The sequence below is a fragment of the Huijunlia imazamoxiresistens genome (assembly GCF_037132455.1).
In the GTDB taxonomy this organism is placed as follows: domain Bacteria; phylum Bacteroidota; class Bacteroidia; order Chitinophagales; family Chitinophagaceae; genus Flavisolibacter; species Flavisolibacter imazamoxiresistens.
This window is the reverse complement of sequence record NZ_JBBBEI010000003.1, coordinates 376,670-397,206: the sequence shown is the minus strand read 5'-3', so window position 1 is coordinate 397,206 and position 20,537 is coordinate 376,670. Positions and strand designations below refer to the sequence as shown.

17 protein-coding genes are annotated in these 20,537 nt (G+C 58.0%); 9 read left to right on the top strand and 8 right to left on the bottom strand.

Features of this window, described 5'->3' with window-relative positions:
• Positions 1-3 precede the first annotated feature (3 nt).
• Positions 4-1,053 (bottom strand): tRNA preQ1(34) S-adenosylmethionine ribosyltransferase-isomerase QueA, encoded by a 1,050-nt coding sequence (gene queA / locus V9K67_RS05450; RefSeq protein ID WP_336720632.1) that lies wholly within the window; start codon positions 1,051-1,053, stop codon positions 4-6.
• 324 nt (positions 1,054-1,377) lie between these two features.
• On the opposite strand from queA, the gene V9K67_RS05445 reads away from it, so the two are divergent.
• Positions 1,378-5,001 (top strand): TraB/GumN family protein, encoded by a 3,624-nt coding sequence (locus tag V9K67_RS05445; RefSeq protein ID WP_336720630.1) that lies wholly within the window; start codon positions 1,378-1,380, stop codon positions 4,999-5,001.
• Positions 5,002-5,120: 119 nt separating this feature from the next.
• Here the strand turns inward: V9K67_RS05445 and V9K67_RS05440 are convergent, their stop codons facing one another.
• Positions 5,121-6,977, bottom strand: coding sequence for a metallophosphoesterase (locus tag V9K67_RS05440; RefSeq protein WP_336720628.1), 1,857 nt, complete (start codon positions 6,975-6,977; stop codon positions 5,121-5,123).
• Positions 6,978-7,550: 573 nt separating this feature from the next.
• On the opposite strand from V9K67_RS05440, the gene V9K67_RS05435 reads away from it, so the two are divergent.
• The gene (locus V9K67_RS05435; RefSeq protein WP_336720627.1) at positions 7,551-8,051 is read left to right on the top strand and encodes a DUF1648 domain-containing protein; all 501 of its coding nucleotides are present in this window, start codon (positions 7,551-7,553) and stop codon (positions 8,049-8,051) included.
• Between the two features lie 73 nt (positions 8,052-8,124).
• Here the strand turns inward: V9K67_RS05435 and V9K67_RS05430 are convergent, their stop codons facing one another.
• The 3 genes from V9K67_RS05430 to V9K67_RS05420 are packed head-to-tail and all read right to left on the bottom strand — an operon-like array spanning position 8,125 to position 11,047.
• Positions 8,125-9,816: an ABC transporter ATP-binding protein gene (locus V9K67_RS05430; protein WP_336720625.1), complete on the bottom strand. Its 1,692-nt coding sequence runs from the start codon at positions 9,814-9,816 to the stop codon at positions 8,125-8,127.
• Positions 9,817-9,870: 54 nt separating this feature from the next.
• Positions 9,871-10,266, bottom strand: a complete 396-nt coding sequence (locus tag V9K67_RS05425; protein ID WP_336720624.1) for a hypothetical protein — start codon at positions 10,264-10,266, stop codon at positions 9,871-9,873.
• 10 nt (positions 10,267-10,276) lie between these two features.
• Entirely contained in the window at positions 10,277-11,047 is a 771-nt protein-coding gene (locus V9K67_RS05420) for an AMP nucleosidase (RefSeq protein ID WP_336720623.1), read from the bottom strand.
• A gap of 63 nt (positions 11,048-11,110) precedes the next feature.
• On the opposite strand from V9K67_RS05420, the gene V9K67_RS05415 reads away from it, so the two are divergent.
• The 4 genes from V9K67_RS05415 to V9K67_RS05400 all read left to right on the top strand — a co-directional run bounded on the left by V9K67_RS05415 (position 11,111) and on the right by V9K67_RS05400 (position 14,901).
• Positions 11,111-11,548: a type I restriction enzyme HsdR N-terminal domain-containing protein gene (locus V9K67_RS05415; protein WP_336720622.1), complete on the top strand. Its 438-nt coding sequence runs from the start codon at positions 11,111-11,113 to the stop codon at positions 11,546-11,548.
• 135 nt (positions 11,549-11,683) lie between these two features.
• Complete coding sequence (gene moeB, locus V9K67_RS05410) at positions 11,684-12,829, top strand: molybdopterin-synthase adenylyltransferase MoeB (protein WP_336720621.1); 1,146 nt, start codon at positions 11,684-11,686, stop codon at positions 12,827-12,829.
• Positions 12,830-13,200: 371 nt separating this feature from the next.
• Complete coding sequence (locus V9K67_RS05405) at positions 13,201-14,481, top strand: DEAD/DEAH box helicase (protein ID WP_336720620.1); 1,281 nt, start codon at positions 13,201-13,203, stop codon at positions 14,479-14,481.
• Between the two features lie 165 nt (positions 14,482-14,646).
• Complete coding sequence (locus tag V9K67_RS05400) at positions 14,647-14,901, top strand: hypothetical protein (protein WP_336720619.1); 255 nt, start codon at positions 14,647-14,649, stop codon at positions 14,899-14,901.
• A 110-nt stretch (positions 14,902-15,011) separates the two neighbouring features.
• On the opposite strand, the gene V9K67_RS05395 is transcribed toward V9K67_RS05400, so the two are convergent.
• Positions 15,012-15,314 carry a hypothetical protein gene (locus V9K67_RS05395; protein ID WP_336720618.1) on the bottom strand — a complete coding sequence of 101 codons (303 nt, stop codon included), beginning with the start codon at positions 15,312-15,314 and terminating at the stop codon, positions 15,012-15,014.
• Positions 15,315-15,688: 374 nt separating this feature from the next.
• Here V9K67_RS05395 and rbp point away from each other — a divergent pair, with 374 nt between their 5' ends.
• The 3 genes from rbp to V9K67_RS05380 all read left to right on the top strand — a co-directional run bounded on the left by rbp (position 15,689) and on the right by V9K67_RS05380 (position 17,087).
• On the top strand, positions 15,689-16,030 hold the full coding sequence (gene rbp, locus V9K67_RS05390) for an RNA-binding regulator (RefSeq protein ID WP_336720617.1): 342 nt from the start codon (positions 15,689-15,691) through the stop codon (positions 16,028-16,030).
• 159 nt (positions 16,031-16,189) lie between these two features.
• Positions 16,190-16,726 carry a Panacea domain-containing protein gene (locus V9K67_RS05385; protein WP_336720616.1) on the top strand — a complete coding sequence of 179 codons (537 nt, stop codon included), beginning with the start codon at positions 16,190-16,192 and terminating at the stop codon, positions 16,724-16,726.
• On the top strand, positions 16,656-17,087 hold the full coding sequence (locus tag V9K67_RS05380) for a hypothetical protein (protein WP_336720615.1): 432 nt from the start codon (positions 16,656-16,658) through the stop codon (positions 17,085-17,087). The genes V9K67_RS05385 and V9K67_RS05380 overlap by 71 nt, the downstream gene beginning before the upstream one ends.
• Positions 17,088-17,202: 115 nt before the next feature.
• Here V9K67_RS05380 and mqnE read toward each other — a convergent pair whose 3' ends face one another.
• Together mqnE and V9K67_RS05370 are read right to left on the bottom strand one after the other, a co-directional pair.
• Positions 17,203-18,327 carry an aminofutalosine synthase MqnE gene (mqnE, locus tag V9K67_RS05375; protein ID WP_336720614.1) on the bottom strand — a complete coding sequence of 375 codons (1,125 nt, stop codon included), beginning with the start codon at positions 18,325-18,327 and terminating at the stop codon, positions 17,203-17,205.
• On the bottom strand, positions 18,327-20,501 hold the full coding sequence (locus V9K67_RS05370; protein WP_336720613.1) for a M43 family zinc metalloprotease: 2,175 nt from the start codon (positions 20,499-20,501) through the stop codon (positions 18,327-18,329). The genes mqnE and V9K67_RS05370 overlap by 1 nt, the downstream gene beginning before the upstream one ends.
• Positions 20,502-20,537 lie beyond the last annotated feature (36 nt).

Here is a 20,537-nt window from a genome sequence, read left to right as displayed (position 1 = left end):
GCCTTAGATGATCAGCATGGCGTCGCCGTAGCTGAAGAAGCGGTATTTTTCCTTGATGGCGCGCTTGTAGGCTTCCATCATCAGGTCGTAGCCGGCGAAGGCGCAGGCCATGATCAGCAGGGAGGTCTTGGGCAGGTGGAAGTTGGTCACCAGCGAATCGGCGATGTTGAAGTCGTAAGGCGGGTGGATAAAGGTGTTGGTCCAGCCTTCGGAGGGCTTCAGCAGCTTTTGGGCGGTGAAGGACGACTCCAGTCCGCGCATGGTGGTGGTGCCGATGGAGCAGATGCGGTGGGAGGTTTCCTTGGCTTTGTTCACCACTTTGCAGGCCTGTTCTTCGATGCGGTAATATTCCGCGTCCATTTTGTGCTTGCTGAGGTCTTCCACCTCGATGGGGCGGAACGTGCCCAGGCCGGTATGCAGGGTCACTTCCGCAAAGCGGATGCCTTTGATCTCGCAGCGCTTGATCAGTTCGCGGCTGAAGTGCAGGCCGGCGGTAGGGGCGGCCACGGCGCCTTCGTGCTTGGCGTACACGGTCTGGTAGCGTTCGCGGTCGTCGTCGTCGGGTTTGCGCTTGATGTATTTGGGCAGGGGGGTCTCGCCGTGCTTTTCCAGCACATGGCGGAATTCCTCGTCGCTGCCTTCAAAGAGGAATTTGATGGTGCGGCCGCGGGAAGTGGTGTTGTCGATTACCTCGGCCACCAGGTCCTCGTCGTCGCCGAAATAGAGTTTGTTGCCCACGCGGATCTTTCGGGCGGGATCCACGATCACGTCCCAGAGGCGGTGTTCCTTGTTCAGCTCGCGCAGCAGGAACACTTCGATCTTGGCACCTGTTTTTTCCTTGCGGCCGTACATGCGGGCGGGGAACACCTTGGTGTTGTTGACCACGAATACGTCCTTGTCGTCGAAGTAATCCAGGATTTCGCGGAAGTGCTTGTTCTCGATTTCTCCCGTTTTGCGGTGGACCACCATCATACGGGCATCTTCACGTTTCTTGGCAGGATGTTGGGCAATCAGGTTGAGGGGAAGATCGAATTTGAATTGTGAAAGCTTCATGTGGGCTGTTTATTGTTTTGAGCTCATGACGCAAACCGGGGGCCAGAAGTGGCAGGAGGGGGGGCGTCCAAAACCGCGGTCTTACGGCACCGGGCCTGGTCATTCAGCTTATAAGGGCTGCGAAATTAGGAAAATAGGGATTAATTCCATATTTTTTTTACATTAGGCCATCTTTTAATGCCCGTTCCTGCTTTTTTTGACTCATATTTACTAGTTTGTTCTTCAATCCAAGGATTTCTTATGAGGCGTTTTTTACTGAGTGCAATCTTTATCCTTTTTCTTTTTTCCCTTCAAGCCCAAAAAAGCCAGCGATACCAAAGCCTGTTGTGGGAAATCAGCGGTCCCGGCCTGAAAAAGCCTTCCTACCTGTTCGGGACCATGCACGTTTCCTCCAAGATGGTGTTCAACCTGTCCGATTCCTTCTACCTGGGCATCCGGCAGGCCGACGTGGTGGCCCTGGAAACGAATCCCGAATCCTGGCAGGAGGACATGTTCAACTTCAATTTTGCCCAGGGACCGGGCATGCCCCCGCTGGGCGGCACCGGCTACCGCAACACCCCCTCGGACTACCTGACCCAGCGCACCCTGAAGGTGCGGCCCTACGAAAAGCTGCTGCAAACGGCCCTGGTGAGCCACCCCTCCACCATCGACAACCTGCTGTACCGCAGCTATTCGGAGGCCGAAAGCGATTTCGAGGAGGATACCTACCTCGACCTCTACATCTACCAGGTGGGCAAGAAGTGGGGAAAAAAGATCATGGGCGTGGAGCGCTACGAGGAAAGCATGAAGCTGATGATGGAAGCCTACCTCGACGCCATGAAGGACAAGAACCGCCGCGACCGCAGCGCCGAGCAGGACGAGGACTTTTCGTACAGCAAGCTCCAGGACGCCTACCGCACCGGCAACCTCGACCTGCTGGACACCATCAACCGCCTCAACAGCTTTTCCGCCGCCTTTGACGAAAAATTCCTCTACCGCCGCAACGAGATCCAGGCGGAATCCATCGACTCCATCATCCGCAGTGGCGCCTCCCTGTTCGTGGGGGTGGGCGCCGCCCACCTGCCCGGCCAGCGCGGCGTCATCGAGCTGCTGCGGCAGAAGGGCTATCGCCTGCGCCCCGTGAAGATGGGCGCCCGCGAAAGCACCCATAAGGAAGCCATTGAAAAAATGCAGGTGCCCATCGTGCTCAGCCGCCAGGTGGCCGAGGACGGCTTTTTCCGGCTGGACGTACCCGGCAAGCTGTACCGCTTTTCCTCGGTCTACAGCGGCTTCGACCAGCAGCAGTATGCCGACATGGCCAACGGCAGCTATTATATGGTCACCCGGGTACAGACCGCCGCGCCCCTGCGGGGCCAGAGCCCCGAAATGGTGCTCAAAAAGGTCGACAGCCTGCTGTACGAGAACATTCCCGGCCGCATCCTGTCGCGGCAGCCCCTGGTGAAAAACGGCTACAAGGGCTACGATATCCTCAACAAAACCCGCCGCGGCGACTACCAGCGCTACCAGATCTTCGTGACGCCCTTCGAGGTGCTCTTCTTTAAGGTCAGCGGCAATGGCGACTATGTGAAGACCAGCAAGGGGGCCGAACGCTTTTTCTCCAGCATCGAGCTGAAGGAATACCTGCCCCGCTGGACGGCCTACACGCCGCCGGCCGGGGGCTTTACCGCCGACCTGCCCCACGAGCCTTACGTGCGGAAGAACGGCACCTGGCAGTTCATGGCGCTGGACCGCCCTACCGCCACCGCCTACGAGGTGGTGCGCACCGACCTGCACAATTACGAGTTCGTGGAGGAGGACACCTTTGACCTCAGCCTGATGGAAGAAAGCTTTACCGCCTCCGACTTTTTCGATAAAACCCTCAGCCGCCGCCAGACCACCCACCAGGGCTACCCCGCCCTGGAAGCGGCCTACCGGCAGAAAGACGGTTCGATCGCCCTGGTGAAATACATTATCCAGGGACCGCACTACTACACCCTCGTGGCCCAGGCCCCGAAGGAACATCCCCGCATGCGGCAGTTCCTGTCGTCCTTCACCCTAAAACCCTTTGTGTACGGGCCCGCCCGGGCGCAGTCCGATACGGCCCTGTCGTATACCGTGACCTCCCCGGTGGACGGGGGGAAGAAGGGCAGCCCGCTGCCGGGCAATTTCGAAGGGTTCTATGCCGGCTTCCAGGAGAGCGACGACGGCCCGCCGGCCGAAAAGACCCTGTACCGCGACGGCGTGGTGGCCAATGATACCACCGGCGAAAAGGTCTATGTGTCGTTCTTCCGCTCGCCCCGCTACCAGCAGGTAGGCGACAGCGCCCATTTTCAAAAGCAGGACCGCTTCCTCTACAAGCGCGAGGCGGACTGGGTGATCCGGTCGCAAACAGCCGCCACCCTGCCCGACGGCATGAAGGTGTGGGAATACACCCTGGGCGAAAAGGGCAGCAGCCGCATGGTATGGACCAAGCTCTTTTACCGCGACGGCATGGGCTATGCCATCCGCAGCCTTACCGACACGCTCACGCCGCCCAGCGATTTCCTGGCGACGTTTTATAAAACCTTCCGGCCCGCCGATTCGCTGAAGGGCGCCGCCCCCGGCGGGAAAAAAACGCAGCTGTTCTTTGCCGACTTTTTCAGCAGCGATACCGTGGCCCACAAGCGGGCGGTGAAAAGCATCGACATGGCCACCTTCGATACGGCGGATTTCGACCAGCTGAAACGGGCCGTGGAATCCCTGTCGTGGAAGGAAAAGAATTACCTGGAAGTGAAAAGCCGCTTCCTGGCGAAGATGGGCGAGCTGTCGTCGCCGAGGGCTACCGATTACCTGCAAAGCCGCTATTACGCCGCCGGCGACACCATCGACCTGCAGTATGCCGCCCTGGAAAACCTCGTGGCCCAGCAGACCGCCTATGCCTTCGGCGCGTTCAAAAATATCCTGATCAACGAGCCGCCCGTGCTGAACATGGGATCTTCGGAGGAAGAGGAAGAATACGGCGGCGCCTTTATCCGCAACCTCTACGACTCGCTGCAGCTGACGGCCACCCTCTTTCCCGACCTGCTGCCGCTGGTGGGCATCGACGACTACAAGTGGCCCATGATGCGGCTGATGGGCACCCTAGTGGACAGCAACCTGCTGCCGGCCAAAAAATACGCTGCCTACCTGCCCACCTTCCAGCTGGAGGCAAAGCAGGCCTGGAAAAAGCAGCTGATCGCCGAACGGAACAAATCCATTGAAAAGGCCCGGAGCCGCGACCGCAACAATTTTAGCGGCGACGACGAGGAGCGGGATTACGGCAACGACGAGTTGAGCCTGTATGCCACCCTGCTGCTGCCTTTTTGGGAAAAGCAGCCCGCCGTGCCCGCCCTGCTCAACGCCCTGCTGGGCAGCACCGACAAGCGCCTCCGCTACAACACGGCCCTGCTGTATGTGCGCCGGCAAAAACCCCTGGCCGATAGTATCCTGGTGTCGCTGGCCGCCGATGACGCCTTCCGCTACGACCTGTACACCGAACTGAACCGCCAGAACAAGGGGGCTTTGTTTCCGAAAGCCTGGAGCAGCTACCTCGACCTGGCCAAAAGCAAGCTGCTGTCCTACGTGGAAGACCGGCCCGACTCGGTGGTGTACCTGGATAAGCTGCCCGTGCAGTGGCAGGGAAAGGACGGCTTCGTGTATTTCTTCAAGTACAAGCGCAAAGCCGAGGACAACAACTGGAAGATCGCCTCTTCGGGCCTGGTGCTGGCCGACGGCAAGCGGTTTGAGCCCGAGGAAGAAAGCGAAAACCGCCTCCTCCGCGACCGCTACGATTTTACCGGCCTGCTCGATAAAAAGCTGAACCCCGAACAACCCGTACGCGACCAGCTTCAAAAAGCCCTGAAGCAGCTGCTCTATTCCAAACGCAACAGTGCCCGGGAGTTTTACCGCGGCGGCGACGAGGAAACGGCCGGCATCCGCTTCGGGCGGTAAAAACCAACAAGTTATTCATTTAAAAAAGGCGCTTTTCCCCTGGCGGGAAAGCGCCTTTTTTGTGCCGGCTGCTGTCCGGGCGGTTGCTCGTCTTTTTCGGTTACCTCCAGTCGTTAGCCTTATTCCATAATCACTAACCTTTGTGCCGGAACCTTGTCCTTTCCTTTGGCCTTCAGGTAATACACGCCGGCCGGCAGGGCCCCGGTTTCCAGGGAAGCGTTGCGGGTAAATTTCAGCGAGAAGACCGTGTGGCCATGGTTGTCCAGTACTTCCATTTGCACCGGTTCCTCCCAGGATACCTGCAGGCTGATGGGCGCTCCGCGGTGCACCAGCGTGGGATAGGCCCTGAGGGCGGGTACAGCCGCCGTCCGTTCCATTTCCGCAGACGGAACTGCGGTGATGGCGGCATTGGTGACCACCACGTTGAAGGCGTCGTGCAGGCAACCCTGGTCGTCCACTACCTTGTAGGTGGCGTTGTCGCCGGGGCGTACCGTAATGCTGCGGGTGGTGGCGCCGGTGGACCATTTGTAATTGCCGATCCAGGAAGCGGTCAGCTGCCGGCTTTGGCCGGACGGAACGCTGATCGAAGAGGTTTTGTTCACATCGTGCAGGAGGGTGAACCGGTCGGCGACCGATCCGTTCTTGCGTAAGAACTGGCCGTCGAGCCGGTTGTCCTCCACTTCCAGGTACAGCATGCCGCCGTCGTTAAAGGCGAAGGGCAGGGCATTGTGCGGCCAGCCGGAGGCCAGGTCGCCGGAGTTGCCGGCGGAGCCCGACACCACGTAGACGGTACCCTTATTGCCCTTGCCCGTAGCGGTTACATAGGGACAGGAATTGCTGCTGCCGTCGTACTTCGCGCTGGAAGTGCTGATGGCATGCGCAGCGGGGCTGAAAGAAGACTCTTTGCCGTAATGGTTGTTCAACAGGTACGAACGTTCATAGTCGTGGCTGTGGCCGGTCAGCACCAGGTCCACGCCGTAGCGTTCCAGGATGCGGATAAATCGGCTGCGGATCGCCACCAGCTCGCCTTCGCCGTCCGAGTCGTGGCTGCCCTTGGTGTAGGGCGGGTGGTGAAAGTAAACGACCACCCATTCCCGCCGGTTGGCGTCCAGGTCTTTTTTCAGCCAGCTGGCCTGGGCGCCGGTGGTGTCGGACATCCGCTTACCGTTTTCCGTGCCGTAGGAATCCAGGCTGATGAAGTGGATGTTACCCCAGTCGAAGGCGTAATACGACTTGGTGCCGGAGGGCACGCCGCCGCATTCGCCGGCAGTGGGCATCGAGAAGTTTTTATAATAGGGTGCGGTACGGGCCGCTTGCGTGGTGGTATGGTAATCGTGGTTGCCGGGTGCGGAGAACAGCACGTGGTTTTTCAGGATATTGGGGCTGTAAACATTAAAGAACTTAGCCTGGTACTGGGCGTCGGTGCCGTCCTGGTAGGCGTTGTCTCCCAGCAGCAGCAGCACCTCGGCGGGGTTGGCCCCTGTGCGTTCCATATAGGAGCTGAGCGAGCCTACCTGGTAACCATTGGCGTTGGTGCCGCAGTCGCCAAAGGCGGCGATGCGGATCCTGCGGGTGGTGTTGGGGGGCGGCGCCGTGTGGAAAAAATTGGCGGGCCCGCTTTGCAGGCTGTGCGTCGAGCTGCCGAAGCGGTAGTAGTATTTGGTGTCGGGCGCCAGGCCGCTGATGCGCACCTCGTGTTCGGTGACTTTGAGGGAGTTGGTGGCCGACAGGGTGTATACGCCGGCCGCAGTGCCCACTTCCATCTTCGAATCGGTGGCCACATCCGTGCGCCAGCGCAGGCTGACGGCGGTCTGGTTGCCCATCTGAAGGTAGGGCCCGCGGGTCAGTTGGGCATTGTCGCTGCCGCCCACCTGGCCGCGGCCGCTGTTCCCAAAAACGTCATTAAAGGTGGTTTGGGCGCTTGCGGTAAGAAGGCAAAGGCTGGACATGCCCAGGAGGGATAAAATCTTTTTCATAGACCGACTGATTTGTGGCCTGTTACCCTTTTAACCCGGAGTCAAGCGAAGGAGAGGACTGCGGGTGCGGGACTACCTGTATTCAAAGGGTACAGGCCTGTTTTACACTGGGTTCTGCGATTGAAAGTGTCTGGAATGAAGGAAAAAGGGTACGGTGCGTTCTTTAACCCTTATGTCCAACTTTCATGCAAGTTCCGGCTGTGTTATGGCGGGCTGGACGGGCAGGGCCCACTGGCAGGAGGGTGGTTTTTTACCGGTTTTACAGGTGGTTCTGCTTTGCGGTATGCGGGAAACTAGGTGTAACCCCCCAATGAAATTGCCGCTTGACCGGCCTGGTTTCCCACAGCTGCCGGAACAGCCGGCTGCAGGAAAGTTGTAGATTTTCCAACTCAGTATATGGATAACCGGAAAAAAAACGGACAATTCAAATTTTCTTCATTATCCTGTTTGCACTTTCGCACCCTGCATTCGGCTTCATTGGATAGATGACCATTTTGCCATATGTACATATCTTATTTGCGGGAAGCGAAGGTTACCTTTGACACCTTCCTGTTCCTCCTGAAATGATACCGCATGACACCAAAGCAACCCGGCATAGCACCGTCCACGAAGTTGGATGCCGTTCTTGGATGGTTTACCTGGATATTGTTGGCAGCGCTGTGGCTGTTTGCCCTGGTCAACTATGCGATCCTGCCGCAAAAAATTCCCGTGCATTTCAATGCCCTGGGCCAGGCTGACGGTTTTGGCAGCAAGAGCAGCATTTTCTCCCTGCCGCTGGTCGCCACCCTGATTGCGCTGGTGCTGGCGGTATTGAAAAATCATTTGCCGCAGGTGTCCGGCAGGTCTTACGGTCCTGCCGGCGGCTACCGGCAGGTTGCGCCCCGGCTCACCCAACGTTTACTGGGCCTGCTGCAATTGGGGGTGGTGCTTCTTTGTTTTTCCCTGGTATTCCTCACCTACCTGACCGCCCACAACAAAGCCGGCGGCCTGGACCTGTTGGTGTTGCCGGTAAGCCTGGGCCTGCTGATTGGGCCCACGCTCTGGTACGTATTCAGGGTTTTCCGGAAAGGTTAGGTTTACGGGTTTACAAGTTTACGAGTTCTGCCCTGCCTGGAAACAACTCGTAAACTTGTAAACCCGTAAACTCCTAAATGCGCCCCGGAATGGCGGCCAGCAATTCTTTGGTGTAAGCGGATTGGGGGTGGCGGTACACTGCTTCCGCCGTTCCGGCTTCCACGATCTTTCCCGCCTTCATGACCAGGATGCGGTCGCTCATGTAGCGGACCACCGACAGGTCGTGCGAAATAAAAAGAAGGGTAAGACCCAGGTCGTTTTTGAGGTCGTTGAGCAGGTTCAGCACTTGTGCCTGCACGCTTACGTCCAGGGCGGAGACCGATTCGTCGCATACCAGGAAGTGGGGATTGAGGGCCAGGGCGCGGGCAATGACGACGCGCTGGCGCTGCCCGCCGGAAGCTTCGTGCGGATAGCGTTTGGCAAAGGCCGCCGGCAGCCCCACCTTGTCCAGCAGTCCCGCCACCTGTTCCCTTCGCTGCCGCCGGCCGCCGTACAGGCCAAAGACGTCCAGCGGTTCCTCCAGGGCATCACCGATGGTGAGCCGCGGGTTGAGGGAAGAAAAAGGGTCCTGGAACACCAGTTGCACCTCGCGGCGGAAGGGGCGGAGGGCCGGGCGGTCCAGGGCAGTAATGTCCTGTTGACGGAACAGGATCCTTCCTTTTGTCGGCTCGGTCAGCCGCAGCAGGGTGCGGCCCAGCGTGGTTTTGCCGCAGCCCGATTCGCCCACCAGTCCCAGGGTTTCCCCGCTGTGGATGTCGAAGCTTACATCGTCTACCGCGGTAAAGAACCGGGTGGGGGTGCCCCAGAAGTTTTTCGTTACCGGGAAGGCTACCGACAGCTGTTGTATGGAAAGGAGCGTGCCGCCGGCCTGTTGGGCAACGGGCGACGGGGCAGCACTAGTTGGGGCCGGCACCGCCGGATTTCCCAGGAAATCGCCGACCACGGGCAGGCGTTGGCCTTTGGGGTGCAGGGCGGGGCGGCAGGCCAGCAGGGCCTTGGTATACGCCTGGACCGGCTGCCGGAAAATGTTTTCCACGGTGTTTTGTTCGATCAGCTCGCCTCTATACATAATGGCTACCCGGTGGGCCAGTTCGGCCACCACGCCCAGGTCGTGGGTGATGAACAGCACGCCCATCTGGTGCTCCTGCTGGAGTTGGCGGATCAGTTCCAAAATGCTTTTCTGCACCGTCACGTCCAGGGCCGTGGTGGGTTCGTCGCAAATGAGCAGGGAGGGCCGGCAGCACATGGCCAGGGCGATCATCACCCGTTGCTTTTGCCCGCCGCTGAGCTGGTGGGGGTACCGCTGGTACAATTCCTCCGGCCGCGGCAGCTGCACTTTTTCCAGCCAGCCAATCGCCTCCTCCTTTGCCTGAAGGGGCGTGAGGTTCTTGTGTTGCAACAGGGCTTCGGTAATTTGCTTGCCGCAGGTGAGCACGGGGTTGAGGGCCGTCATGGGCTCCTGGAAGATCATGGCGATGCCGTTGCCCCGGATGCGTTGCAGCGCTTTCGGCGGCAGGGCCAGCAGGTCCACCGATTGGCCGTTTTCCGTGAACAGGATGCTGCCCTGGACATAGCGGGCCGGGGGCTCGGGCAGTAGCCGCAGCACCGACAGCGAGGTTACCGACTTGCCGGAGCCGGATTCGCCCACCAGTGCCACGATCTCGCCGCGGTTGATGGTCAGCGAAAGATCGTTCACGGCCCTGGTAGATCCCTGTTCGCCGGTAAAGTCTACGGTCAGGTTTTTTATGTGCAGCAGTTCATTCACTTATTCACGAGTTCGGTTAAGCATGGGGGTTTCCAAGTGTGCAAACAACAAACTTTATTTGCAGGGGTCGGGCAAGACTTTGATGGAGAGCTTTTTCGGGGGCGTGGGATAATAAGCCAGGCACACATCGCAGCGGGGGGAGGTGGCGGTGTCGATGGTAAAGTAAAATTCGGCTCCTTCCTGCAGGCTGTCGGGGAAGGTGCAGGGGTTACCCAGCCCGAAAACGTTCCGGAAGGCCTTGCCCGTGTTTTCGTCGGTCCAGCTGGCCATGACCAGGGAAGTATCTATAAGGCCATCAAGCACCCGAAGGGTGTAGTTGGAGCAGATGCCCTTGATTTCGAGCTTGCCCTTGAAGCAATTGCCGGCGGGGGGGGCGGGCTTTCGGCAGCTTTCGGTTTGGTGCAGCACCATCAGGGAGCCTAGGATCAGGGCGAGGAGTGGTTTCAGCATAAAAAACAGGTTAAAAGCGTAAGTGGCGCACGGTGGAGCCGTTGTTGATCAATTGTTTCAGCGAGTCGATGCCGATGCGCAGGTGCCGTTCCACGAACAGTTCGGTGATCTTGCGGTCGCTTTCCGCGGTTTTGACCCCTTCGGGCACCATCGGCTGGTCGCTCACCAGCAGCAGGGCACCCGTGGGAATGCGGTTGGCAAAGCCCACCATGAAGATCGTGGCGGTTTCCATGTCGATGGCATAGGCCCGTACCCGCTGCAGGTAGGCCTTGAATTCCTCGTCGTGCTCCCACACCCGGCGGTTGGTGGTGTAGACCGTGCCGGTCCAGTAGTCCACGCCATAATCGCGGATGGTGGTGGAAATGGCCTTTTGCAGGGCAAAGGCGGGCAGGGCCGGCACCTCGGCGGGGAAGTAGTCGTCCGAGGTACCCTCGCCGCGGATGGCGGCAATGGGCAGGATCAGGTCGCCGAGCTTGTTGCGCCGTTTCAGGCCGCCGCATTTTCCAAGGAACAGCACCGACTTGGGGTTGATGGCCGACAGCAGGTCCATGATGGTGGCCGCCGTGGGGCTGCCCATGCCGAAGTTGATGATGGTGATGCCGTTGCAGGTGGCGCACTGCATGGGTTTGTCGATGCCGACGATGTCCACGTTGTGCCAGTCGGCGAACAGGCGGACGTAATTGCTGAAGTTGGTAAGCAGGATGTATTCACCAAAGCTTTCCAGGCTTTGCCCCGTGTAGCGGGGCAGCCAGTTCCGTACGATTTCTTCTTTTGTCTTCATATCCTTTACGAATTTAAGAAAATAGGCAGCTCAGCTGCGGCATCTTTTTAATACGTTTGGCAAATGATCGCGATAAATTACCCCGAACCGGCCTTCGATATCCGGCGGGAAGGGGAAAAGCCTTATATTTTCGATACCCTGCGCCGCACCTGGCTGCTGCTGACCGAGGAGGAATGGGTGCGGCAGAACTTTATCCGCTACCTGGTGGAAGTGCTCCGCTACCCGGCGGCACTGATCGCCGTAGAGAAAGAGATCGTGCTGAACGGGCTGAAGAAGCGCTTCGATTTGCTCGTGTTCGACCGCAACCACCGGCCCTGGATGCTGGTGGAATGCAAGGCGCCCCATGTTGTACTGAATGAAGCTGTTTTGCAACAGGTGCTGCGCTACCATATTTCGGTGCCCGTGCCTTATCTTGTCATTACGAACGGCAATACCACGTACGGATGGAGGAAAGTGGAAAGCGCTTTGCAGCAATTGCAGGTGTTGCCGGGATGGAGCTGAGAAGTTTACCAGTTAACAAGTTTACGGGTTTACGAGCTTGTTGGGAGGGAAGTTGTTGTTTGTTATTGCAAGGTTGGTGATTATCGGTATTGGTTGTTTGCCTATTGTCCATTGTCTTTTGCCTATTGTCTTTTTATGAATACGATCGATCCTATTGGTTTTTCTTCGGCTGAGCTAGAGCGGTACCACCGCCATGTGATCCTGCCCCGGTTTGGGCTGGAGGGCCAAAAAAAGCTCAAGGCGGCCAAAGTGCTGGTGGTGGGCTCCGGGGGGCTGGGCAGCCCCGTGCTGCTGTACCTGGCGGCGGCAGGGGTGGGCACCATCGGCATTGTGGACTTCGACCGGGTAGACGAAAGCAACCTGCAGCGGCAGGTATTGTTCGGCGTGGGAGCGCTGGGCCGCTCCAAGGCCGAAGCCGCCCGGGAACGCCTGCTCGACCTCAACCCGCATATTGCCATTAACGTGCACAACACCCGGCTGACTGCCGAAAACGCTTTGGAGATTCTTCGAGACTACGACGTGGTGGCCGACGGTACCGACAACTTTCCCACCCGCTACCTTGTCAACGACGCCTGCGTGCTGCTGGGAAAACCCAATGTGTATGCCTCCATTTTCCAGTTCGACGGCCAGGTGTCGGTGTTCAATTACCGCGATCAGAAGGGCGAGCTGGGCCCCAACTACCGCGACCTGTACCCCGTGCCGCCTCCGCCGGGGCTGATGCCCGACTGTGCCGCGGGCGGCGTGCTGGGCGTGTTGCCGGGCATCATCGGCAGCCTGCAGGCCCTGGAGGTGATCAAGGTGGTGACCGGGGTGGGTGAGCCCCTGTCGGGCCGCTTTTTTGTGTTCGACGCCCTGTCCTTCGAGTCCCGCACCTTCCGCATCCAGCGTAACCCCGCCAACCCGCTGACCGGCGATCGGCCCACGCAAACCGGCCTGATCGACTATGAAGCCTTCTGCGGCCTGGGGGCGGCGCCGCGGCCTATCCGGGAAATTACCCCCGCCGAGCTGCGCCAGTGGCAGGAAAGGGGAGAGGTGTTCCAGCTGATCGACGTGCGCGAACCCGCCGAATACGAGGCGCAGAACATCGGCGGCGAGCTGATACCCCTGAAAACGATTTTAGGCCAAGCCAGCCGGATATCCCGCACCGGCAGGGTGGTGGTGCACTGCCGCTCCGGCGAACGCAGCGCCAAAGCCATCCGTGAGCTGGAGGAAAAAGAAGGTTTTCAAAACCTGTACAACCTGAAGGGCGGCCTGCTGGCGTATGAGCGCGGGGGGCAATAGGCAATAGGCAAGAAAAAAAATGAAGGAAAACCCTCAAAATACCCTAGAAAATATTCTATATTTCAGGGAGGAAAAAGAGAAAACTGGATCGTAAAGCGTAGCATTGCAACCGGAAAACGAATTCGTGCACTTGTGAACCCGTGCACTTGGGAACTGGTTGTTCGTTCGCCATTAATTTTTTTTATCAAACTATTAGCAACTTATAACCTACCTTTATCCGATTCTTACCCGCTCACTTAGCAGACTAGATAATCTTCCCCCGCCGCAAGTTCATCCAGTCATAAGGATGAGCGCCATCAAAAACTAACTTTTTCCCGTGTACACCCGGTCACAGAGTTAGCATTAATAGACGTTTTAAATAAGGATTTATTTTGACATTTGAACAATTACCGCTTATCGAGCCCCTGTTAAGGGCCGTTAAGAAAGAAGGCTATACTACGCCTACTCCCATACAAGCACAGGCGATCCCGGTCATCCTCGAGAAGAAAGACCTGCTGGGTTGCGCCCAGACCGGCACCGGTAAAACCGCTGCTTTTGCCATTCCCATCCTCCAGCACCTCTACGGAGACGGCACCCCCTCCAAAGGCTACAAGCATATCCGGACGCTCATTTTAACGCCCACCCGCGAACTGGCAGCCCAGATCAACGACAGCTTTTCGGCCTACGGTCGCTATACCGGCCTGAAACACGACGTGATCTTCGGCGGCGTTTCGCAGCATACCCAAACCCTGGCCCTGCGCAATGGTACCGACGTGCTCATTGCCACCCCCGGCCGCCTGCTTGACCTGATGAACCAGGGCTACGTGTACCTCGACCACCTCGAGATCTTCGTGCTCGACGAGGCCGACCGCATGCTCGACATGGGCTTTATCAACGATATCAAGAAGATCGTGCGCCACCTGCCGCAGGAGCGCCAGACGCTGTTCTTCTCGGCCACCATGCCCCCCGATATCGCCAAACTCGCCAATTCGCTGCTGCACCAGCCCGTGAAGGTGGAAGTAACGCCGGTATCCTCGACCGTGGAAAAGATCGACCAAAGCATCTACATGGTGTCCAAGGCAGACAAGCCTTCGTTGCTGCTGCACCTGCTGAAGGAAAAGGGACTGACCCGCACCCTGGTTTTTACCCGTACCAAGCACGGCGCCGACCGGATCGTGAAAAACCTCAAAAAGCAGAACATTAATGCCGATGCCCTGCACGGCGACAAAACCCAGTCGGCCCGCGAACGGGCGCTGGCCAACTTCAAAAGCGGCCGCCTGCGCGTGCTGGTGGCAACCGATATCGCTGCCCGCGGCATCGATGTGGACAACCTGACGCATGTCATCAATTTCGACCTGCCCAATATGCCCGAAACCTACGTGCACCGCATTGGCCGTACGGGCCGTGCCGGCGCCGATGGTTTTGCCTTCTCATTTTGTGATGCCGAAGAAAGAGCTTATCTTAAGGATATTATCAAGGTAACGGCCCGCACCATCCCGGTGGTGGAAGACCATCCGTACCATATGGTGGTGCGCCAATCGGCCCCCCAGGCTCCCCGGGAACAAAGAGGCGGCGGCGGCGGTGGCCGCAACAACCGCTCCGGCCGCAGCAACCCGCAACGCAATGACCGCAGGAAAGGGGCACCGGCGCGCAAGCCCGAGGCGAACCAATAACTGCCGCAAGCCAGATTTTCCTACCATCCCGCACGGCCCCAGGGGCGGCGGGCTACAGTTTGGCTTGATTTTGATTAGGTAAAAAGTTGAGGTCCAGGGGTGTTTTGACTGCAGCGTCCTGCACGAGACACCCCGCCTTTTACCCCAATAAATCAACGACGAATTATGATGAACGTTATTTTCTCGAAAGTAATTACAGCAGGAGAAAGACAAAGAGAGTTTAATTTCAGGAAGCTGTCACATGCCGAAAACTCCAGTTACCAGGTAGACGTCAACGATGACAAAGGCAACCGGATCGCCTTTTCGATGTACCGGAGCGCCGAAGGAAAATGGAAAACCTCCGCCGCCCGCCTGCCCATCTGGATCCACAATGCCGAAGTGGTGCTGGGCAATGCCATTGAGGAATATGCGAAATCGTGAGTCCTTTGCGGGAGCGCCCTTCCTTGCTTCTCCATCTGACAGGCACCCGCAACCGAAAACCAGTTTTGCCGATCCCCTCGGTCTGCAGGAAACGAATCCCCGGAAGCTTTTTAAATCCAGCCTTGCAGCTTTTCGCGGAAGCTGTTGCGAAACTGCTTGATCACCCGTTCCCGCTGGCTGCTCTTGCGGTATTTCTCCTGGGTCAGCCGGTATTGTTTGTTTTCCATCTGCTTCAGTTCGGCCAGGTAGGGATTTTCATTGGCATCGTTGCCGTAGTTGCGGGTTATGGAAAGCGCTTCGTAAAAAAGGTTCTCTATCTCCCGGAACGTATACTCGCTGCACGACATGATCTTTAACTTCAGGAAGATCTCCCGGAACCGTTCTTTATGCTGCAGGGATATTTGCTGGTTCACAGTGGTTTGTTTTCTTAAAGGTAGGAAATATATCCCCGAATCTTCGCATATCTATCGCCGTGGCATTGTAAACCTTAGGTTACCCGCGCCTGCAGCGAATTGTAGCCCGGCAATAAGAGGTAAACGGCGGGCCTTCCGGCATGATTTTTTCTCCTTACCGGCTGCCTTTCCCGGGTGGCAAACAGTAGCGGAATTTTATACGGGTCAATTAATTTTGATAGGAATTTGAAACAAAAAAAACTTACATTTACTATGTTATTTGAGCCTCGCATTTAGTAAGCGTATAATTAACCTGCTAAGTTTTTCTGCCGATTAGTTAGTCCCTTAACTTTCTTGCCTCGTCTCAGATTATTCAATTTTTATTCAAACCAGATATGAACATTTACGTTTCCAATTTGAGCTTCAACGTTCAGGATGAAGACTTAAGAGAGTTTTTTGCAGAGTATGGCGAAGTAACCTCCGCCAAAGTAATCACCGACAAATTCACCGGCAAATCCCGCGGATTCGGCTTTGTGGAAATGTCCGACAACGAAGCCGCCAAAAAGGCGATCGCCGAGTTGGATAATGCCACGGTTGACGGCCGGAACATGAAAGTGACCGAAGCCCGTCCCAAGGAAGAGAAGCCTGCCCGCAGCGGCGGTGGCGGTGGCTTCCGCGGCGGCAATGGCGGCGGTGGTTACAACAGCGGTGGCGGTTACAACAAAAGCCGCTGGTAATCCCGGCTTTTCGCCCCAAAAAATTCAGCTCTGAGTTTCTCAGGGCTTTTTTTATGCCCTGCCGGCCCCCTTCCGGAACGAATTTTGGATATTTCGGGCGCCGGCCTTCCGGAATACTAATGGTTTTAGTAAATTGCAGTTCCGGATTAAATTGGAGCCATGCCTTATCCTGCCACAATCATCGCGCTGGCCTTTGTAAAGAAGGGTATTGACACGGGCAAGTTCGTGACGCAAATGAAATTGCAGAAGATGGTCTACTTCGCTCATGGATACCACCTGGCCAAATACGGGTCGTCCCTTATTGTTGAAGAGTTCGAGGCCTGGAAGTTCGGGCCGGTAGTGCCCTCCATTTACCAGGCGTATAAATTTTACGGCAGCAAGCCGATCACCAACCTCGAATACGTCGACCTTTCCTCCATCGCCCTGTACACCCTGGACTCCCGGGCCAACGACGCCATCGACTATACCTGGAAGGTAACCGAGAACATCACCGCCGAGGCGCTGTCCAACTGGACCCACCAGCCGCGATCACCCTGGTACCAGGTCTACAACCCCATCGTTCCGACCAACTCCATCAGCAACCTGTCGATCGAAAGTTATTTCCGCGCACTCCTAACCAAAGACGATGCAAGCCGAACAACCGAAGACCCCCTCTCCAGCCCCTCCGCTCCAGGATATACCACTACCCGAAGTTAAAAGCGCGGAAGAGGTACTGCAGCAGCTGGAAGCCTACTTCGAAGCGCCGGTAGACGCCAAGGTCAATTCCACCCAAAGCAATGCAGCCGAAGCCGACTACCTGGATACGGCCTATAAACATGCCCAGGTAGAAAAGATCAAGGACGACAACATCGGCCGGAAACGCTACGCGGAGCTGATCTTCGCCATCACCGTCATCTGGTTGTTCATTATCCTGATGATCGTCATCCAATGCGGCAAGGGCACCCTGCGCCTGTCCGACGCGGTGCTCATCACCCTCATCACCACCACCACCGCCAGCGTATTCGGCTTTTTCCTGCTGGTCGTGAATTATTATTTCAACAAGGATAAATCAACGTAGAAAAAGGTACGAGGTGAGCGGTACAAGGTATGAAGTGAGGATAACACATGCTTTTTCCTTACTTCGTACCTCGTACCGCTAACCTCGTACCTGCTCCTTTCTGCTGCTTAAATCCTTAGAATTCCTGGATCACATTGTACAGCGTATCGCGTTCCACCGGTTTGCGGCCGACCTGCTTGATCAGGGCCACGATTTCTTCCGTGGTCATGGCGGGCCGTTGTTCCTCGGCGCCGGCCATGGAGTAAATCTTGGTGGTGTCGTCGATGGTGCCGTCGATATCGTCTACTCCGAAGGCAATGGAGAGCTGGGCGTTCTTGCGGCCCAGCATCGGCCAGTAGGCTTTCAGGTGCGGGAAGTTATCCAGGTACAGGCGGGCAACGGCATACATCTTCAGGTCTTCGATGACGCTTACTTCCGGCACATGGCTCATGTCGTTGTCGCCGTTGCGGAATTTCAGCGGGATGAAGGTGTTGAAGCCGCCGGTACGGTCCTGCAGCTCGCGCAGGCGGCGCATGTGGTCGATGCGGTGGTGGTACTGCTCGATATGCCCGTACAGCATGGTGGCGTTGCTGTGCATGCCGGCGCGGTGCACGGCCTCGTGAATGGCCAGCCAGCCGTCGGCACCCACCTTGTCGGCGCAGATCTGGCTGCGGACGCTATCGTGGAAAATTTCGGCCCCGCCGCCGGGGATGGAGTTCAGGCCCGCTTCCTTCAGGATCTGCACGCCTTCGTCCACGCTTACCTTGGCCTTGCGGAACATGTAATCCAGCTCCACGGCGGTAAACGCCTTGATGTGGAGGTCGGGACGGTGCTCGCGGATGCGGCGCAGCAGTTCGGCAAAGAACTTCAGGTTCATTTTGGGGTGTACCCCGCCCACAATGTGCACTTCGGTCTCGGGCCGGCCGTCGTATTTTTTCACCAGCTGCAGCATCTGGTCCATATCCAGTTCCCAGCCTTCCTCGCGGTGGGCGTAGAGGCGGGAGTAGGAGCAGAAGTTACAGGTGAACACGCACACGTTGGTGGGCTCGATGTGGAAGTTGCGGTTGAAAAACGTCTGGTCGCCGTGCAGGCGCTCGCGCACGAAGTTGGCCAGGGCGCCCACGAAGGGCAGGCTTCCTTTTTCAAACAAGAGCAGGCCGTCCTCGTCGGAGAGACGGGTATTGTCGATTACTTTCTGGGCGATCCGCTGCAACTCGGGAGTCTGCTGGTCGAAAAGCCGTTCTATTGCTACAGTTTCCATTATTCGGTCTTTATTACTTGCCGGGTGATGGTATGGCGGGAGTCGGTATATCCCAGTTTAACGAAATAAACCCCTGCCGGTTGACGGGGCAAATCTACGCGAATAAACGTTTGGGCATCACCCCTGAATTCCTGCCTCCATACCGCCTGCCCGGCAGCATTGTATACGACGGCATAGGCCAGGTTCGCGGGCGGCTGGTAGTGCCAGATGGCAAAGCCGTCGCGGAAGACGGTGGGCAGCACGAGCACGCCATTTTCCTTGAGCTGCTGCGGCACCGAGCGGGTAACGATCTGCACGTCGTCGAGGAACACGTTGTTGCCGCTGTTGCCGCTTAGCCGGAAATAGAGCTGGAAAAATGCTTCCGAGGAGTCCAGCACCGTTTGCAGTCTTATGGAATCGCGGCGCCACTCGCCGCTCCGGGGGAAATATTCGCGGCCGGCCCCGCCGGCGGTGTCGCGGAGGGTGAGCAGGTCGCGGCCCCACTTCCGGTAAACGGTGGTGAAGCTGTGGCCGCAGTCGCGGGTAACGAGCACGGACAGGGTGTCGGTGGGACCGGGGGAGAGGCCGGAGGCCGCCGCCAGGTAAAAGGACAGGAAGACCGAATCCACGTTGGTATACGAGAAGGAAGGGGTTACCAGGTCGTCGTGGCGGCCGGTAGAAAAGTTGTTCCAGCCGTTGAACCAGGCGCTGCCGGGCCCCAGGTTGCCGATGTCCGTACGGTGCTGCCAGGAAAGGTCGCCATCGGGGTTCAGCACCTGCCAGCGGGCGGGCGGGAACCGGTTTCCCGAAAAACTTTCGTCGAACCGGCCGGTCAGGGGCGTGGTGATGGCTACCTCGAAGGAAAGCACCACGGTATCGTTGGCCCGGTTGGCGTCGGGGTTGCCGTTGGGTGCTTCGGTAAAGATTTTCAAAAAGTTGGCGCCGGGCTGCCCGTTCAACAGGGGCAGCTCCACGCTGGTTTCGGAATACGGCGCCAGGCTGCCGGTCCAGGTAAAGGTTTGGGGGCTGCCGTTATTGAGCAGGCTGGTGATCTTCACGCTGGTCAGCGGCAACGATCCGCTGTTGCGCAGCACCACTTCGGGACGGAAGGCCGGCTGGCAAATCAGGGCCAGGGGCGACAGGATGCGGCGGAGGCGGGCGTCATAGGCGTTGACCGGCGCCGCCTTGTACCGGGTGGAGGCCAGCAGGGGTGAGCGGTCGGGGGCGGAGGTAAGCACGTTCTGGAGCCGTTGCTGCTGGCCTTTGGTAAAGAGCACCATGGCCACATCGTCGGTATAATCCATGAAGTTCTGGTACAGGATGCCGGGGGCGGAGGGCGAGCAGGCATCGGTTTTCAGCTGGCCACGGCCCTGGGGGTCGGGGTTGCCCAGGGTGGCGCCGCCCTGGTTGGGCGTATCGTCGTTGGCGGCATCGTTGGGAAAGTCGGTGCCGAGGCACAGGCCGTCATCGTCGCCCCAGATGTGCTGGAGGTTGAAAAAGTGCGCCAGCTCGTGGGTGGTGGTCCGGCCCTTGTTGTACTGGGAGTAGAGGTAGGGGGCGCCGCGTCCAAACGCCCGGTAGTCGCAGACAAAGCCGTGCAGGGCCAGGGGCAGGGGATCGCCGGGGAAGACCGACTGCCCGAGCACGCCGGTGGTGCCGAAGCTCACCACCCAGATATTGATGTAGCGGGTGGGGTCCCAGGCATCGCTGCCGCCCTGGGCGCTTTGCTTGGCCAGGTCAAAATTGAACTGGTTGTAGGTTTGGGTGGTGGTGATCCTTTCGATGCCGGAAGTGGGTTCGGCCAGGGGGCTGGTACCTGCCAGCTGGAAGACGAGGGCGCTTTTGCCCCGCAGGGGCCTGAAGGCGGCCGGCAGTCGTGTGGTGTCGGCATTGCTGCCGGAATAATCTTCGTTCAGCACATCGATCTGCGACTGGATCATGGCGTCGGTCACCTGCTGCTGGATGCTGGCATTGGCCACCACGTGCACCACCACCGTCAACGTATCGGACAGGGCGGCCAGGCGGGCGGTCCGGAGGCTGCTTTTGCGCAGCTGCTCCTGGTTTTCGCGGAACTTTTTTTCTACGTCCGGCCGGTTGCGGAAGCGGTTTTTATAATAGGCGTCCGTGCCGCAACGCACCTGTGCGGCCGATGCCAGGCTCATCAAAAAGAGTAAGAGGGAAAGTAGGTATTTCAAAAGTGGGTTTACGAGTTTACGGGTTTACAAGTTTAC